The organism is Vibrio sp. D54 (assembly GCF_021728075.1).
Lineage (GTDB): Bacteria > Pseudomonadota > Gammaproteobacteria > Enterobacterales > Vibrionaceae > Vibrio > Vibrio alginolyticus.
This window is the reverse complement of record NZ_JAKKCS010000016.1, coordinates 96,103-112,019: the sequence shown is the minus strand read 5'-3', so window position 1 is coordinate 112,019 and position 15,917 is coordinate 96,103. Positions and strand designations below refer to the sequence as shown.

Below are 15,917 nucleotides of genomic sequence, written 5' to 3'. Positions count from 1 at the left end.
TAATGTCTCTTTTATTGTGTTAATGCAGATTTAACCGCGTTACCCAACTCATCTGGGTTAAATTTCGCAATGAAGGTGTTGGCACCTACACGCTCAACCATAGCTTGGTTGAATACACCACTTAATGAAGAATGGAGGATAACATAAAGGTCTTTCAAATCGGCATGTCTGCGAATTTCAGCCGTTAAGGTATAACCGTCCATTTCTGGCATTTCAATATCGGAAATAACCAACGAAATTTGATCGTAGATATTGCCTTCTTGAGCCATTTCAATCAACTTATTGTACGCTTCTTTGCCGTCTTTGACAGATACGACCTCAAAACCGATGGATGTAATCGCACGCTCTACCTGTTTACGCGCGACCGTCGAGTCATCAGCAATCAGTATGCGGCGTACAATAGGCTTTTCTTGTTCTGCTTGTGCGATTTCTTCGCCAATAGCGGAATCCATCGTTTCATCAACTGGCGCAATTTCTGCCAGGATTTTTTCAACGTCAAGGATTTCAACCAGCTCATTGTCAATGTTTGTCACGGCAGTCAAGTAGTGCGCTTTACCTGCGCCGTCTGGCGGTGGCAAAATCGCTTCCCAATGCATATTGATAATACGCTCAACCGATGATACCAAAAATGCTTGGATCGTACGGTTAAATTCTGCAATAACAACAAAACATTTATCTAAATCAGTGGTTGGGCGGCCACCAATTGCCAGGCTCAAATCAATAACGGACACGGTATGGCCGCGGATATGAGCGATACCTTTAACCAGAGGGTGTAGATTTGGCATTGAAGTCAGCTTAGGGCACTGTAGTACTTCTTTCACTTTGAATACGTTAATGCCGTAGCGCTGTCGGCCCATCAGTCGAAAGGTCAATAATTCCAATCGGTTCTGACCGACGAGTTGCGTACGCTGATTCACCGAGTCAAGAATCCCCGTCATATGCTCATCTCCATCTCAAACTTTTTGTTTTTAAATGATACTCTACCACTGGCAAGCACGATACCAGGGAGACAGTATGGCGTATTTCACTTCGACACCATTGACTATGACAATATGTAGAGCGCTAATTACAAAGTACGCTAAGTCTATCGGCATTTTGCTCAGTATGTTTAGCTTTTTTGTTCATTCAGCTTCAGATAATCAGATCGAGCAAATAAAAACAGCAGCAGAACAACATATTCTTGCTACGGTTGATCAGCCTGATGGTGGCGAGCTATCTGTTAATGCGGCAGAGATCGACTCGAGAATAAAAGCAACGGATTGCCCTGTTCCGTTAGATACATCTGCCTCTTCCACCAGCAGCACGAGAAGTAACATCAATGTGTTAGTGGAATGCCAACCGGATGACTGGAAAGTCTATGTCCCTGTGAGGATCTCGGTATCAGTACCAATGATCGTCGCGACACGAACACTAGGGAGAGGAGAAATCGTCAGCGCATCGGATGTTACCACTTCCATGATCGAGCTACAGCGCTTTCGTAAAGATGGATTTTCTAGCTACGATCAAGTGGTTGGGGCAAAGCTAAAGCGTAATGTTCGTTTAGGCGATGTCGTAGAGAGAAATGATGTTTGTGTGGTATGCCGAAATGAAAAGGTCATTATCAAAGCGGTGAATTCTGGCATGACGATCACAACGCAAGGCACAGCATTGCAGGATGGTTCAGCTGGCGATCAAGTAAGAGTGAAAAATGATAAGTCACAACGTATAATAGAAGGCATAGTGACTGACATTGCGGAAATCACTGTTAATTTTTAATACCCACTGGTAGCGTGTTTAAACTGATCAATAAAAATGCAAAAAATGACTAAAGTTATTTTTGCGCTGGTCGATAGTCTGGATACCAGTATTACGATACAAGGCAAAGGTTAAACATGGCAGGTATAGATAATATACGTTCAGGGCAAATGATGACGACAACAAGTCGCGCACCTGCACGTAACGATTCCAATGCTACCAGCACGACAGAATCAAAAAAGGCGCCAGCGCAACAAGACGCAGTATCACTCAGCCAGCAAAGTAAAGCCGTCAGTAAACTCCAGAAGGATATGGCAGCTTCTCCGGCATATGACAGCGCCAAAGTTGCAGCAATCAAAGAAGCTATCACAAACGGTTCATACAAAGTCGATCCTGAAAAATTGGCTGACAACATGATTAAGTTTGAAAACGAATTGCAAGGCAAAAGCTAACTGACTTAGGCCGAAGGTAAGTATTTTATGGCAGCATTAGTCGATCTCGTTAATTTCCAGCTAGAAAATGCTAAGGCACTTTCCGCTGTTTTACGCCAAGAAACACAAGCAATCACGGCGCGTGTCTCTACCGAGATTGAGAGCATTGCCAAACAGAAGATGACGCTCATTGATCAGCTCAGAACAACTGATCAGCGAATCGCCTCTCACCCGCACGTCAATCAACTTACTGAAGATGAGCACCTAAGTCAGGTTGTTGCTCAAATCCAATCGATCGTCCTCGACTGTCAACAAGTTAACCAAGTAAATGGCGAATCGCTTAGTCGCGCACAGCTGAGCTTCAATAAACTCAACAACATGCTTCAGCGAACTCATGGCAAAGTTGGCATGACCTACAATGCGGGCGGAAAAACCCACACCATCTCGACGCTTGGCACCAATATAAAAGCTTAAACGTCACTCTTACCCTCAATTCCCGCGCTCACGTAGATATAAAAAAGCGACTCATTGTTACCAATCAGCCGCTCAAAAAGATTATCTGTCTAGTGAAATGGTTTAAAACAAGGTTTGCTGACGCTTCTCAGGCACCTGCTGAACTTCTCCATAATCACGTAGCTTATCCATCTTACGGATATCCAGACGCAGCTCAGTCACATAACTGTCTTCAACAAGATAACTACGCACAACTTCTGCACCACGAATTACACCATCGACGGCACCAGTGGTGCTTTCAATACCCAAACGCTGGTCTTGCAGCTCTGCACGTCCACTAACACGCATGCCATAAACTTGCTCTGCTAGCTCACGATAAGCATCAATTTTTGATGCGCGCATTGCTCGTACACGCTTTTCTTCTACTGTGCGGCCTGTTTGCTCACTGACGCTGGCGTAGCCCACCGCCACTAAGATTTCATCTTGACGCATCTGTTGTAATGGCTGACACCCAACCAATATCAGTGTGGCAACAATAAATAATAACTTCTTCATGCTTCTATCCTATGGACGGAGAATCACAGTGTACGGCTGACGAATGGTAGGGTCAGAACGAATCAACACACCATCTTGTGTGCGGATGCTATTTAACGTATCTAAGTCACGCCCAATACGGTCAGCCGGAAGGAAACCTTGCGCTGTCGCTACAACTACACGGCTTTGCATGCCAACCACGCGTGCATTGACAAGCACTCCCCCCTCTTGGCGCAGCATCGTTCCGGTCAGTACATACTGAATTTGCTGCTCTTGAGCTAAATCTTGCCAATCACGACTTAAAGCAAAATCGCCCTGCTGCGTCACTTGAATAGAGCCCGTAGTTTTGAAATCAACCACTTTAAACCCTCGGCGCTGAAACTGATGGATAAAACCTTCAGAGACCGAGTTACCTAACCAGTTTGTTGCATCCATATTTTGTAGATCAACAAACGAGGTAATCGCAATCGGTGTCCGCGCTGATACTGCCACATTAGAAACCATCAGGTCTTCTGTCATGCTCTCAATGAAAAAGTCCATCGTATGACGCGGACTATCCATCAGCATGAACTGGCTTCCCGAGTACGGTTCTTTACCATTGTAAATCGGTGAGTACGCGCACGATGTCAGAAGCGTCATCATCGATGCGGCGACAAGCCACTTTTTCATGGTTTGATTCTCCAGATAATCTTAGGTGATACCGTTCTTTATTAATTCCTTTCCAAGAAAGTGAATATTGGAACAGTCTTTGCTTTTCTTTGTTTGCCTAACGAAGAAAAACCCACCAAACTTCACTGAATTTGTTAAAGCAATATTTATACCCGAACGGTTGTAACCAATGAAAAAAATATTAAACAGTCTGTTTTCAATCACTTTAGTGATGCTTGTGCCTTTTAAGGTAATGGCATCTTGGTATGAAGTCACAGGCGTTGCCACCATCGTTTCTTCAGAAGAGACGGCAAGGCTCCATGCGTTGGAAGACGCGCTGTTCAAAGCCGTCAATTTTTCGGGCGCAGATATTGGCAGTATTAGCAACTTGATGCCGCTATTAGAAGAAAGCCGCAACGAATACCAGTTTACCAATCATGAAGTCCGTTACATTTTGGTCGAGTCTGAACGTAAACGTCGCGGTAAAGTCGAGGTAAAAATCCGCGTTGATATTTATCCATCGGCAACGGGTTGCCACACCGATCAATACAAAAAGACAATGCTGGTCGGCAATATTGAGGTCGCATCACCACAACAAGCAGTGATGGGACAAATTTATCAAGTTGGTGACGATTTTAGCCACGTAGTGAACCGTCAACTTGATCAAACCTCACGCAGCTTTGTGTCTGTTGGTACAACGGACTACTCAATAAGCAGCAACTATCCTGCTCGCACTCAAATGATCGCGCAAGACAATGGCGCACAATACATCATTGGAGGGGTCATTACCGATCTCACTGCAACGGTCGAATCTCAACTATTGCAAGATGACATCATCAATCGTCAGTTTGCGTTAGAAATGAAAGTATTTGATGGTAAAACTGGCCATGAAATCTTCAACAAAGCCTACCGTGAGGTCGCGCGTTGGCCATTTGCTAAGACGAGTCAAGTGGACACTCGTAGTGCACGTTTTTGGGCATCGACCTATGGCGAGATGATGCTTCGCGTTAGTCGCAATATTATGTTGGATCTGGAGTCGGAGCTATCTTGCAAAATTACACTGCCAGAGGTTGTGGCAGTCTTCGGTAATACCGTAACGATGGATCTCGGCCGTATGCACGGCGTAAAAGAGGGAGACAAATTGCAGCTTTGGCACACCGCGTCGTTTATCGACCAAAATGGATTGCCAAGAAACAAAGTCTCGCAAAGCGAAATTACATTAACGGTATCACGCATATACGAACACGAAGCGGAACTGACGATTGATCAGCCAAATTTAGCATCTAGCGTTCAAATTGGCGACGTAATGAACAAGATCCTATAAAAGCAAACATTAAGTCTTGAGATATGCTCACTTTTGAATATCATAGGCAGCGCATCTTATTTGATTATACCAATGACCGTAGCGAATCGTTCAACGTGATGCTGATACAGATCTGGTAGATTGCTAGATTTGAACTCAGTAAAACAGTGCAATGAACTGCAACTATTGGTATTACGCCCCCATGGCACAGCTGGATAGCGCAGTCCCCTCCTAAGGGACAGGTCGTAGGTTCGAATCCTACTGGGGGCGCCATATCATAGCCTTAGCTCCCACTTGAGCTAAGGCTTTTTTGTATCTTCAATTTCAAGCCTCGCACTGCTCCCCCTAGTACACCGTGTTAGATAATCTTCCCAGTAATCAATATGATCGGATCGGGTGTTTCGGTTACGGGATAAACCCTTCTACTGATCTGACTTCTTCCCCTTGAAATCATTTCAACAAGCCCTATTTACAGTTTTGTATTTTATTACTTTAATTATCTATGAGTTTTGCTTACCCTTTTAGCTATTAATAAAATTATTAGTTAGCACTATGTCTAAGAGCAATTTAATAACTAACACTGGACACCGCTTTATTTCTAAAGGCAAGACAGCCTTTAAGATACATATCCATACCCCCGAGGATACGGTACTACACCGCTCGGTAGGATTTGTTCGTATTGGAGAAAAAAAAGGCTTACAAAAAGCCATTAAGCTGAGAAACGAGTTAGGCCGGCAAATGTGGGGCAAATTCTGGCGACGTCTTTTGAAAGACCCTTACCTAATGACTAGGCTTCCACATAGCGTTGAGCCTAAAATCGTTCACAAGCCTAACCCTACTCTTGAAAACCCTGACAACCGAGATACGTGTTACATCGCCAAGTGGCGAGAGTTCAATGATGACGGTGAGTATAAATATAAAACGGTGGTTCGCTCTATTAGTAAGTACGGCAAACTTGCCGCCTACATGCAAACCAAAAAAGCGTTGTTAGAAGCACATAAAGATAACTTGGAGATCCTGACATTCATGGGGCGTTTAAACAGCATTGATCTTAAGTAATACCTAGCCACTTTGAACATTTCAGTCAGTTTTTAAAGAAAAATAAAAAGCCCCAAAGAGCGAACTCTTTGGGGCTTTCAGCTTCAGTCTTCTATACTACGGTCGAATAGGAGCTTATTGCTGAACTTGGTATTCAAATTCTGGAACAACGACTTCTACGCGACGGTTTTGTTGACGACCTTCACGAGTGTCGTTTGAAGCGATTGGGTTGTTTTCACCTTCGCCACGAGCTTGGATACGTGATGAATCAATACCTTTTTCAACGAGTGCGTTAGCAACAGACTCAGCACGTTTTTCAGAAACTTTTAGGTTGTAAGCTGCTGGACCAGACGTATCTGTGTAACCTACAACTTCAACGTTCGCTTGTGGGTGCTCGTTTAGGAAAGCAACTAGGTTATCAAGTTTTGCAGCGCTCTCTGGTTTTAGAGTTGTGCTGTTTAGATCGAAGCTACCTGTACCAATTGTTTGAGTTTCGAATGTTTTCGTAACTACAACTGGCTCTTCTACCACTTCTTCTACAACCACTTCTTCAACAACAACTGGCTCTTCTACGATTACTGGCTCATCGTTGCCGCCGAATTTGAAAGAAACACCTAGTGTTGCAGTGTTACCTGTCGCACGAGTTACATCGTTGCTGATGTCAGTCAGTGTTTGGTATTCCGCACGAGCTGTTACGTTTTGGCTTAGGTTGAATTCAAGACCAGCTGCGCCTAGGTAAGAGTAATCATCTTTGCCATCAAACATTACGTAAGCGCCACCCACTTTACCGTAAAGTGCGATGTCTTCAGTGATTGGTAGGCTAAATTTAGGAGCAAGAGTGATTGCTTCTACGTGGCCACCGAAAGAAGTTTGGTTAAAATCACCGATGTTGTCGAAACCCGCTTCTACTGCGAAGTATTTATTCATTTCGTAACCAACAAAAGCGCCAAGAGTAGAATCGTCTTTGTCACAAGCCTGGCCCGCTACACACGCGTCTTCCATCCATGACTTACCCATCTTACCACCAACGTATACTTCTGCTTGTGCTGCTGAAGCCATAAGTAGAGACGCTGAAATTACCGCTGCTAATTTTTTCATTATTGATTCCTCTAAAGAAGTTCTTTTGTTAGATGCCGAAATGCGCCGTCTGACTGACGTTGTATTTCAATTCTTTTTATTCATTCCTTGAGTGAGATACTTAGTCAGCTTCTTTTTATGCACATGCATTTTTTTTATGGAAGCAACTTACGTACATTTCCTGTTCAGTGATACATATCGCCATCTCGGTATCGCTGACGGGATGAACTATAACGCTAAGAAATCGCGAGAAAAATCCCAATTCTGTCAATTTATTGTCATCAAATATCTCGACAACATGTGATCTTAAGCAAAAAAATCCCCACGCAATCACGACGCAAACGTTTGCTTTATTTTTTGGAACAACATAGCTAAAGCAAAGGCTTTTCTTAAAAATGAGACAAACAAAATGGAACTTTAAGGAACATGGATAAAAATCAATCAGATATTTGATATATAATCGCTCATTTTTTATTCACGCCAACGATATTTGGATTAAAAAATCTTATCCATATTGAGGTAAATTACAGTTGAAACCATCTCTTCATTCACCAATATGAGAGAAAGTTTCTCGTTATCTAAATTGAAGATACAAAAAAGCCGCGGTTGCTCACCGCGGCTTTGTGACTATTTATTCAAAAGAACGTTCAGTTCAAAGCAATTATGCGTTTGCTTCACGATCAGCAATGAACTCAAGCGCCATCTTAATGCGAGCAATACAACGCTCTTTTCCAACCAGCTCCATTACTGCATCGACAGAAGGAGACTGACCGCCGCCTGTTACAGCAACACGTAATGGCATACCGATTTTGCCCATGCCGATTTCCAACTCTTCACATACTGCTGCGATAACGCCATCTTTGATGTTCGCTGTCGTCCACTCAGTTAGTGCTTCCACTTTCGCTAATGCAAGTTCTAGAGGCGCTTTAGCCACGCCACGCAGGTGTTTCTTCGCTGCGCCCGCTTCAAACTCAGAGAAATCTTCATAGAAGTAACGGATTTGCTCAGCTAGCTCAACTAGTGTGTTGCAACGCTCACCCACCAGCTTGATCACGTCAGTAATAGCAGGACCATTCGTTACGTCTAGTTTTTGTTGATCTAGATGCCATTGTAGATGCTCAGCAACGTACGCAGGATCTGAGTTCTTGATGTAGTGGTTGTTCAACCATTGCAGTTTGTCAGTGTTAAAAGCAGACGCTGACTTAGATACTGCGTTTAGGCTAAATAGATTGATCATCTCTTCTTGAGAAAAGATTTCTTGGTCACCATGAGACCAACCAAGGCGCACTAGGTAGTTGTTTAGTGCCGCAGGCAGGTAGCCCATATCGCGGTATTGCATGACTGATACAGCGCCGTGACGTTTAGACAGTTTCGCGCCGTCATCACCCAGGATCATTGCACAGTGTGCAAATGTAGGTACTGGCGCACCTAGTGCTTCGTAGATGTTGATTTGACGAGGCGTGTTGTTGATGTGGTCTTCGCCACGAACAACGTGCGTGATACCCATGTCCCAGTCATCCACTACTACACAGAAGTTGTAAGTAGGTGAACCGTCTGTACGACGAATGATTAGGTCATCCATTTGATCGTTGCGGATTTCAATGCGACCACGGATTTGATCATCAAATACTACGCTGCCTTCTTTCGGGTTACGGAAACGGATAACACATGGATCGCCATCTTTTGCCGCTTCGTTTGCTGCTTTGATTTTTGGATGGTTAGCATCGTAGCGAGGCATTTCTTTATTTGCTTCTTGCTCTGCACGGATTTCATCTAGCAGCTCTTTAGACGCGTAACATTTGTAAGCTTTGTCTTCAGCAAGAAGCTTATCAACCATTTCGTTGTAACGGTCAAAACGTTGAGTTTGGTAGTAAGGACCTTCATCCCACTCCAAGCCTAGCCATTCCATGCCTTCAAGAATTGCATCAACCGCTTCCTGAGAGTTACGCTCAAGGTCTGTATCTTCGATACGTAGAACGAATTCACCACCTTGGTTTTTAGCGTATAGCCAAGAGTAAAGTGCAGTACGCGCACCACCAACGTGTAGATAGCCAGTTGGGCTAGGAGCAAAACGAGTTTTAACCGTCATTTGAGTTCCTTAGGGGTAATGAGCAACGAGAGATCTCTCGTTGTAATGTCAAGGATAAAAGTGGCGACATTTTACCACCGTAAGTCAATTCTACAATCGGTTTGACAACAGAAATAAAAACAGGGCAGAACCAAAAAGGCACAGCCCTGCTATTTACTGTTAAAGCACGAGACGAAATTACTTCAGGTTACGCATTGCCCATTGCATAAATTCTTGCTGCTCTTCACGGCTCAATTCATTAAACGATGCTTTGATTGTTTTGGTTTCCGCTGGAGAAGACGCAATGCTTGCCTTAGTCGATTCTTTATTCATTGCGTTATTATAGTCGGCAACTTCTCGTTCGTAATCACGAAAACCTTGCAAACCACCTTTACGAAGTTGAACCATAGAGAATGCCACTTCTTTTCCGTTTTTGTCTTTCAATACCACTTTAGGATCGAGTTCGAAGGCTCTCGCCTCTTCAATAGTACGGAATGTTTGATAAGTCAGAGAAAGCTCGGTGTCTTTTTCTGCATCAAACTCTAATACCAGCGGCTGCGAATCGAATTTACGGCGCTTTCCATCTTCAAATACGATTTGTCCAACCGTTACCGCCAATTGGTTTTCCCCATCCTTTAACTCGATGCTGTTGTTCTTGGATATCCACTCAGGGTAGACGAACTCGCCGTTGAGAACGCGAGGAACTAATTCAGATTGCAGAGTGAGTTGAGCAGCAAAAGCTGGCGCCGAAAGCATTGCGCAAAGCCCGAGAAGTGTCGTTGTTTTTTTCATCATGGTTTCTCACTTTATACCAATTTAGATAAGCCTCTAAAATTTACAGGCCAGTCATTTCAAAGGCTTATTTGAATAAGTATCAAGATAAAAAGGGCGTTTCCGCCCTTTTAGCTGCTTCTTTAATTAGAAGTAGTATTCAACACCTACAGAGAACTCGTCGTAGTCAGCAGACTTCCAACGTGCTTCTGTTGGTTTATCTAATTGAGACGCACCGTCGCCAAAGTCTAGAGTACGAGCACGTACGTACAGCACTGCCGATGGGTCTACGAAATACATAACTTGTGCTGATAACACATCGTCCGCTGTATCGTTAATTTTCTTACCATCACGCTCTAGATCAAAGTTAGCGGCGTAAGCCAGTTTGTATTGCCAATCACCCGTGGTGTACATGATAGCGGCAGACATTGCATCTTGCTTTTCACTCACACCATTGCTTGCGTCCGCCTCCATGTATTTGTATTGCGCAAAGAAAGAGATCCCGTTATCAAACCAGCCTTGTGCCCCTACCAAGTACGTGTTGTTTTCCCACGTTTGGCTTTCCATCTTGATATTACGGTTACCTTCATATGCCGCATCTAACTGGATAGGACCAATTTTGTAGTGTGCAGCGATACCACCCCAGTAGTCATCCCCTTCACCTAGACCTGCTTTATCACCTGCACCAGCTGCGATATCTAGGGAGAATTTGTCAGCAAACATTGGAGAGTCCCAGCGGATAGTGTTTGATTGACGGTCTTGGTACTTGGCGCCACCAATAGCACCACCCCAGTCGTATACATCGCCCAGGCCAGGGTTAGATGCTGGCCAGTCAACCAATTCGTACATAGGTGTCAAAACGCGACCCAGGCGAATTTGCCCCCAAGATGCACTTTCAAAACCGACGAATGTGTCACGTTCACCAAGACCTGCGCCCTCGCCACCAAAGCTAGGGTCTACATAACCGCCTTCGATTTGCCAAATAAAAGTAGGGTCGAAGTTAGCAAATTGTTTTTTACCACGGAAACCAATACGAGATTCGTTGTTTAGCTGCATGCCACCCAAATCATCGTCCGTTGCTTTGCTACCAGAATCGTAATCGCGGTACGCGGCCTGCATCGCGATGATCCCGTAAACTTCATAAGAAAATGAATCTTTGGTTAGAAACTCTTTTGCTGCGTCACTGTTTGCACCATCAGCAAATGCAGCACCACTGAACATCATGCCGGTAATTGCCGTGGCAAGTAGGCTTTTCTTTAGGTAAGACATTATAAACCCCTATATTTTTAGTTTTTTCCATTTTCAAATTCACTAACTAGGACATGGCAGGAACTTGAAACAGTGTTTGGACGGGGCAAATATGACAAACTTTTTTCGCACTAAAAAACTTTCCCTACAGCAATCTGAGCGACTTCAAAATGAGAAGATCAAAAATAAAATAAATCAATAAAAAACAATTACTTAACATCAAGCATAAAAAATAAAAAACGTTAAAAGTACGTTTTGACACTGAACTGACATTGAGAGCATCTAAAAAACGTGAGCGACTTCATTCATCTTTTAGGTGTTTTAACGGAACTTTATATTCAAAGAGAAAAAACCTTGAGATCACTCGCAAGTAAAATGACCGTGCACTTGTGGGATTCGAGAGATTTTGACGAAATTGTTGTGAGTAGCAAATGGGTATTGACCTTACCCTTGCAGGAAGGTTTAAGCTCATAGCATCACTACTATTGAGGTGCAGATTATGTATCAGTTAGTTATACCTTTATCAGGGCTCAACTGCATGGGCTGTGCGAGAAAAGTTGAGAATGCTTTACATGCGAATCACGATGTGGAGATCCTCAATTTGTCCCCGACGCAAGTAGAGGTCAAAACCGAGTCTTCTCTTAAAGAGCTCGTCTCGTCGATTGAATCTCTTGGTTACCAAGCAGGAAATCACTACGAGCTAAACCTTTCAGGCTTAAGCTGTGGCGGTTGCGTCAAAAAACTTTCATCTTTATTAGAATCTAATCAAGACGTTATTTCTTTTGAGGCTTCAACAACGCACTTAGAGATTCGTACCCTCCTCTCCGAGCAACAAGTGATCGACTTAATAGCAACACTCGGCTATATCGCCAACCTTGATTCTGTTGAAGTAGAGAACGAAAGCTCACCAGAGACCGAACAGGTAGAAAAGCAAAGCAATATTAAAGATACGCAGGTGCCACCAGCGAGTATTCAATTGCAAATGCTGATTCAAGGCATGACGTGTGCGAGTTGCGTATCTTCAGTAGAGAAAGCACTTACTAACGTAGAAGGCGTTGAGAAGGCACAGGTCAACCTTGCAGAACAAAGCGCACTAGTATTCGCAAGCCAAGACTCTGATGACCTCCTTAACGCAATTGTTGAATCGGTAAAACAAGCCGGTTACCAAGCAGAGATCCTACAAGACGCCGCAACCCAGCAAGAAAAGCAAGCACAGCAACAACGTCAGCAACAAAAACGCTTTAAACTGGATGCTATTGCTGGCCTTGTCGTCGGTGCCCCTTTAATGATTTGGGGCGTTGCTGGCGGCAATATGATAATTCGCAACACCAACGACCAATTAGCTTGGGGCGCGATCGGTATCGTATGTTTACTCCTTCTTGCCACAGCAGGGAAACACTTCTTCAGTAACGCTTGGTTAGCAGCTACTCACAAGCGCGCCACCATGGACACGTTAGTCGCGCTCGGTACTGGCGCAGCGTGGTTCTATTCGATGCTTGTGGTGATTTTCCCAGACTGGTTCCCTCTTGCTTCACGCCACGTGTACTTTGAAGCGAGTGCAATGATCATCGGCTTAATTTCTCTTGGGCACTATATAGAAGCAAAAGCCAAAGCAAACACAACACGCTCATTGCAAGCTCTGATTAACCTGCAACCTCAGCAAGCTACGGTAATCACGAAACAAGGCGATCAACAAATCGCGGTTGAGCAAATCACGTTAGGCATGAAACTGCGTATCAAACCAGGCGAGAAAGTGCCTGTTGATGGTGTTGTGATTCAAGGTGAATCATACATTGATGAGTCGATGCTCACTGGTGAACCAGTACCAGTGTTAAAAGCGCAAGAGGCTCAAGTGTCTGCCGGGACATTAAATACCGATGGTGGATTAGTCATTGAGGCAACGGGCATTGGCGCAAATACCATGCTGGCTCGTATCATCCGCATGGTGCGCACAGCGCAAAGCAGTAAGCCAGCCATCGCGAAACTGGCAGACCAGATTTCATCGGTATTTGTTCCGGTCGTGGTCGGTATCGCAATCCTTGCCGCTTTGGTTTGGTTTGCCGTAGGTCCAGAACCTAAAGCCAGCTACATGCTTGTGGTAACGACCACAGTACTAATCATCGCCTGCCCTTGCGCGCTGGGCTTAGCAACGCCATTGTCGGTCACCGTTGGTGTCGGTAAAGCCGCAGAGCTCGGCATTCTGATCAAAGACGCCGACGCCCTGCAATTGGCAAGCAAAGTCGACACGGTTGTGTTCGACAAAACTGGCACGCTTACCCAAGGTAAACCGAGTGTGCAGCAAGTGTTTACTCACGCCACCAGCCAAGAAGATCTATTGGCTTTAGCGTATGCGGCAGAGCGTCAGTCTGAGCACCCACTGGCAAAAGCGGTATGTGATTACGCCAAACGACACGACGCAAAAGACGTCTCATTAGACAAGTTTGAGAACGTTCGCGGACGCGGCATTTTGGCGACGTATCAAGATAAACCGCTGCTCATTGGTTCGCTTCAATTTATGCAAGCAGAGAACGTCGAGACTAGCGCACTAAAATCTGCCATCGATGAATGCGCAAAAAATGCGTGGACTCCGGTAGCTGTGGCATTGAACGGCGAACTGATCGGTCTGATCGCCATTGCCGACCCGATCAAATCAGATGCGAAACAAGCGCTCTCTGCATTAAAATCGCAAGGCATCAAAACGGTAATGCTGACGGGCGATAACCAACACGTTGCCAATGCTATCGGCCAAGAACTTGGTATTGATGAAGTGATTGCCCAAGTAATGCCAGATGAGAAAGCTCAGCACATTGAGCAACTTCAATCTCAAGGACATGTCGTGGCAATGGTGGGGGATGGCATTAACGACGCCCCTGCTCTCGCCTTAGCCAACCTTGGTATTGCCATGGGTAGCGGCAGTGATGTCGCCATTGAAAGTTCGCAAATGACCATCCTGAACACGTCACCAATGGCGGTAGTACATGCAATTGAACTCTCTCGCGCTACACTTAAAAACATGAAGCAAAACCTATTTGGTGCCTTTGTTTACAACTCGTTGGGTATTCCAGTTGCCGCTGGCGTGCTTTACCCAGCGTTTGGATTTTTGCTCAGTCCTGTTGTCGCAGGAGCGGCAATGGCACTGTCTTCAATTACTGTCGTTAGTAATGCAAATCGACTACGACTGTTTTCAGTAAAGTAACCACTTCTTTTTGAGGGTATTATGAAGTTGAAACTATTGACCTTTGCAATGCTTGCGACCGTGTCCGCCAACGTATTGGCAGCCGATGTCATTAACCACAAATCGCCATACTGTGGCTGTTGTGGAGAATGGACAAAACACATGGAAGAGAACGGCTTTACGGTCGAAGAAAAATTGCACGATGATATGAACGCCATCAAACGCGAGCTAGGCATCAAGAACGAACAGCTTTACTCTTGCCACACGGCAGAGATCAACGGCTATCTGTTCGAAGGTCACATTCCAGCCGAAGACATTAAAGCGTTTTTGAAAAATCCACCACGTAACGCAAAAGGCCTATCAGTACCGGGCATGCCAATGGGCTCCCCTGGTATGGAATATGGCGACAAAAAAGACAGCTACACCGTTTACGCCTTTAACGAAAAAGGCCAAGTGTTCGAATACAGCCACCACGAAGGCAACGACCAATAAAAACAAAGCCCAGCGAGATAAACCGCTGGGCTTTTTCTTAATGGACAGTTAAGACAAATATAAAATTAGAAGCCGTAAGAGGCACCAAATACAAAAGCATTATTCACTAGGCTGTCACCACTCGCGTTTTCTGCACCGTGTGCTTGACTACGGAACTCAAAGTAAGGTTGAACACCTTTTCGAGTCCACGTTGCACGAAGCTCGTGGTCCATGGTTTCCGCTTCAATCATGTAGACGTTGTTGTAGCTTAGCGTAACATCCTCATTCATCACGTAACCGATGCGGTTGTCCATGCGGTAATCTGTATCCGCATCTGCGTCTGTCGCATCAATGTGCGCACGAGTACGGTTACTTAAGGAGATGCCGTTATCGAAGTTGTAACCGATCTTAACCAATGGACGGTACTGTACGTTCTCGCCAGCAGAGAATAGGTGTTGGTAACCCGCGGCAACCCATAAATGATCGGTAATATTAAATGACTGCTCACCACCCACAGTGATTGCTGGTGTTGTGTTACCTGCGCCACCGTTTTCTGTTTCCAGTTTACCCAACTGAATACCATCAAATTCGGTATAAACCGTAAAGCCGCCGAATTGGTTATCAAAAGTATGACCAGCTTCCAGTGTAGACGTAACGTCCGAACCATGAATTCGACCATCATCGTGGAATTGAACATTACCTGTTACGTAAGAAGAATCAGCAAAAGCATTAGAAGCGAAAGCGAGAGAAAGAGCACTCAGTGCAAAAATGTTTTTCATAATTACTGCCTTTATTTATTCACGTTATGCGATAGTTTTAGAGGGCATCTCTTCCCTTTTATCGCAAACTTTGGAATGTGCCTCCTTGGCGTTCGCAATATTGTTTTAATTAATTCGCGATGGAAAATAAAACATTTTAAAAAGTGATCTTGTTCAAACCGAAGCTCAACAACCCTGATAAAAACAT

At 44.5% G+C, this 15,917-nt stretch carries 15 protein-coding genes and 1 tRNA gene; 8 read left to right on the top strand and 8 right to left on the bottom strand.

Going from position 1 to position 15,917, the window contains the following annotated elements:
- Nucleotides 1-11 precede the first annotated feature (11 nt).
- A complete protein-coding gene (locus L3V37_RS18870) occupies nt 12-938 on the bottom strand; it encodes a chemotaxis protein CheV (protein ID WP_005382022.1) in 927 nt (308 codons plus the stop codon).
- A gap of 76 nt (nt 939-1,014) precedes the next feature.
- On the opposite strand from L3V37_RS18870, the gene flgA reads away from it, so the two are divergent.
- From flgA to L3V37_RS18855, 3 genes are all read left to right on the top strand, one after another.
- Nucleotides 1,015-1,755, top strand: a complete 741-nt coding sequence (gene flgA, locus L3V37_RS18865) for a flagellar basal body P-ring formation chaperone FlgA (protein ID WP_237306769.1) — start codon at nt 1,015-1,017, stop codon at nt 1,753-1,755.
- Between the two features lie 116 nt (nt 1,756-1,871).
- Nucleotides 1,872-2,186 carry a flagellar biosynthesis anti-sigma factor FlgM gene (flgM, locus tag L3V37_RS18860; protein ID WP_005382018.1) on the top strand — a complete coding sequence of 105 codons (315 nt, stop codon included), beginning with the start codon at nt 1,872-1,874 and terminating at the stop codon, nt 2,184-2,186.
- Between the two features lie 27 nt (nt 2,187-2,213).
- Nucleotides 2,214-2,639, top strand: a complete 426-nt coding sequence (locus L3V37_RS18855) for a flagella synthesis protein FlgN (protein ID WP_005393142.1) — start codon at nt 2,214-2,216, stop codon at nt 2,637-2,639.
- Nucleotides 2,640-2,741: 102 nt separating this feature from the next.
- Here the strand turns inward: L3V37_RS18855 and flgP are convergent, their stop codons facing one another.
- The gene (gene flgP, locus L3V37_RS18850; protein WP_005382014.1) at nt 2,742-3,173 is read right to left on the bottom strand and encodes a flagellar assembly lipoprotein FlgP; all 432 of its coding nucleotides are present in this window, start codon (nt 3,171-3,173) and stop codon (nt 2,742-2,744) included.
- Nucleotides 3,174-3,182: 9 nt separating this feature from the next.
- Nucleotides 3,183-3,821 (bottom strand): FlgO family outer membrane protein, encoded by a 639-nt coding sequence (locus L3V37_RS18845; RefSeq protein WP_005382013.1) that lies wholly within the window; start codon nt 3,819-3,821, stop codon nt 3,183-3,185.
- 169 nt (nt 3,822-3,990) lie between these two features.
- Here L3V37_RS18845 and L3V37_RS18840 point away from each other — a divergent pair, with 169 nt between their 5' ends.
- The 3 genes from L3V37_RS18840 to L3V37_RS18830 all read left to right on the top strand — a co-directional run bounded on the left by L3V37_RS18840 (nt 3,991) and on the right by L3V37_RS18830 (nt 6,162).
- Entirely contained in the window at nt 3,991-5,124 is a 1,134-nt protein-coding gene (locus tag L3V37_RS18840) for a flagellar assembly protein FlgT (protein WP_005382012.1), read from the top strand.
- 175 nt (nt 5,125-5,299) lie between these two features.
- Nucleotides 5,300-5,376, top strand: a tRNA-Arg gene (locus L3V37_RS18835).
- A 279-nt stretch (nt 5,377-5,655) separates the two neighbouring features.
- Nucleotides 5,656-6,162, top strand: coding sequence for a hypothetical protein (locus L3V37_RS18830; protein WP_005382011.1), 507 nt, complete (start codon nt 5,656-5,658; stop codon nt 6,160-6,162).
- A gap of 114 nt (nt 6,163-6,276) precedes the next feature.
- Here L3V37_RS18830 and L3V37_RS18825 read toward each other — a convergent pair whose 3' ends face one another.
- From L3V37_RS18825 to chiP, 4 genes are all read right to left on the bottom strand, one after another.
- Entirely contained in the window at nt 6,277-7,239 is a 963-nt protein-coding gene (locus L3V37_RS18825) for an OmpA family protein (RefSeq protein WP_005382010.1), read from the bottom strand.
- 640 nt (nt 7,240-7,879) lie between these two features.
- Nucleotides 7,880-9,307: a glutamate--tRNA ligase gene (gene gltX, locus L3V37_RS18820; RefSeq protein ID WP_237306767.1), complete on the bottom strand. Its 1,428-nt coding sequence runs from the start codon at nt 9,305-9,307 to the stop codon at nt 7,880-7,882.
- 177 nt (nt 9,308-9,484) lie between these two features.
- Nucleotides 9,485-10,081 (bottom strand): DUF2057 domain-containing protein, encoded by a 597-nt coding sequence (locus L3V37_RS18815; RefSeq protein ID WP_005382008.1) that lies wholly within the window; start codon nt 10,079-10,081, stop codon nt 9,485-9,487.
- 123 nt (nt 10,082-10,204) lie between these two features.
- A complete protein-coding gene (chiP, locus tag L3V37_RS18810) occupies nt 10,205-11,326 on the bottom strand; it encodes a chitoporin (protein ID WP_005382007.1) in 1,122 nt (373 codons plus the stop codon).
- Nucleotides 11,327-11,804: 478 nt separating this feature from the next.
- Here chiP and L3V37_RS18805 point away from each other — a divergent pair, with 478 nt between their 5' ends.
- Nucleotides 11,805-14,501, top strand: a complete 2,697-nt coding sequence (locus L3V37_RS18805; protein ID WP_237306765.1) for a heavy metal translocating P-type ATPase — start codon at nt 11,805-11,807, stop codon at nt 14,499-14,501.
- 21 nt (nt 14,502-14,522) lie between these two features.
- Nucleotides 14,523-14,972 carry a DUF411 domain-containing protein gene (locus tag L3V37_RS18800; protein WP_047102912.1) on the top strand — a complete coding sequence of 150 codons (450 nt, stop codon included), beginning with the start codon at nt 14,523-14,525 and terminating at the stop codon, nt 14,970-14,972.
- Nucleotides 14,973-15,037: 65 nt separating this feature from the next.
- On the opposite strand, the gene L3V37_RS18795 is transcribed toward L3V37_RS18800, so the two are convergent.
- Nucleotides 15,038-15,730: an oligogalacturonate-specific porin KdgM family protein gene (locus tag L3V37_RS18795; RefSeq protein WP_130546526.1), complete on the bottom strand. Its 693-nt coding sequence runs from the start codon at nt 15,728-15,730 to the stop codon at nt 15,038-15,040.
- Nucleotides 15,731-15,917: the final 187 nt, after the last annotated feature.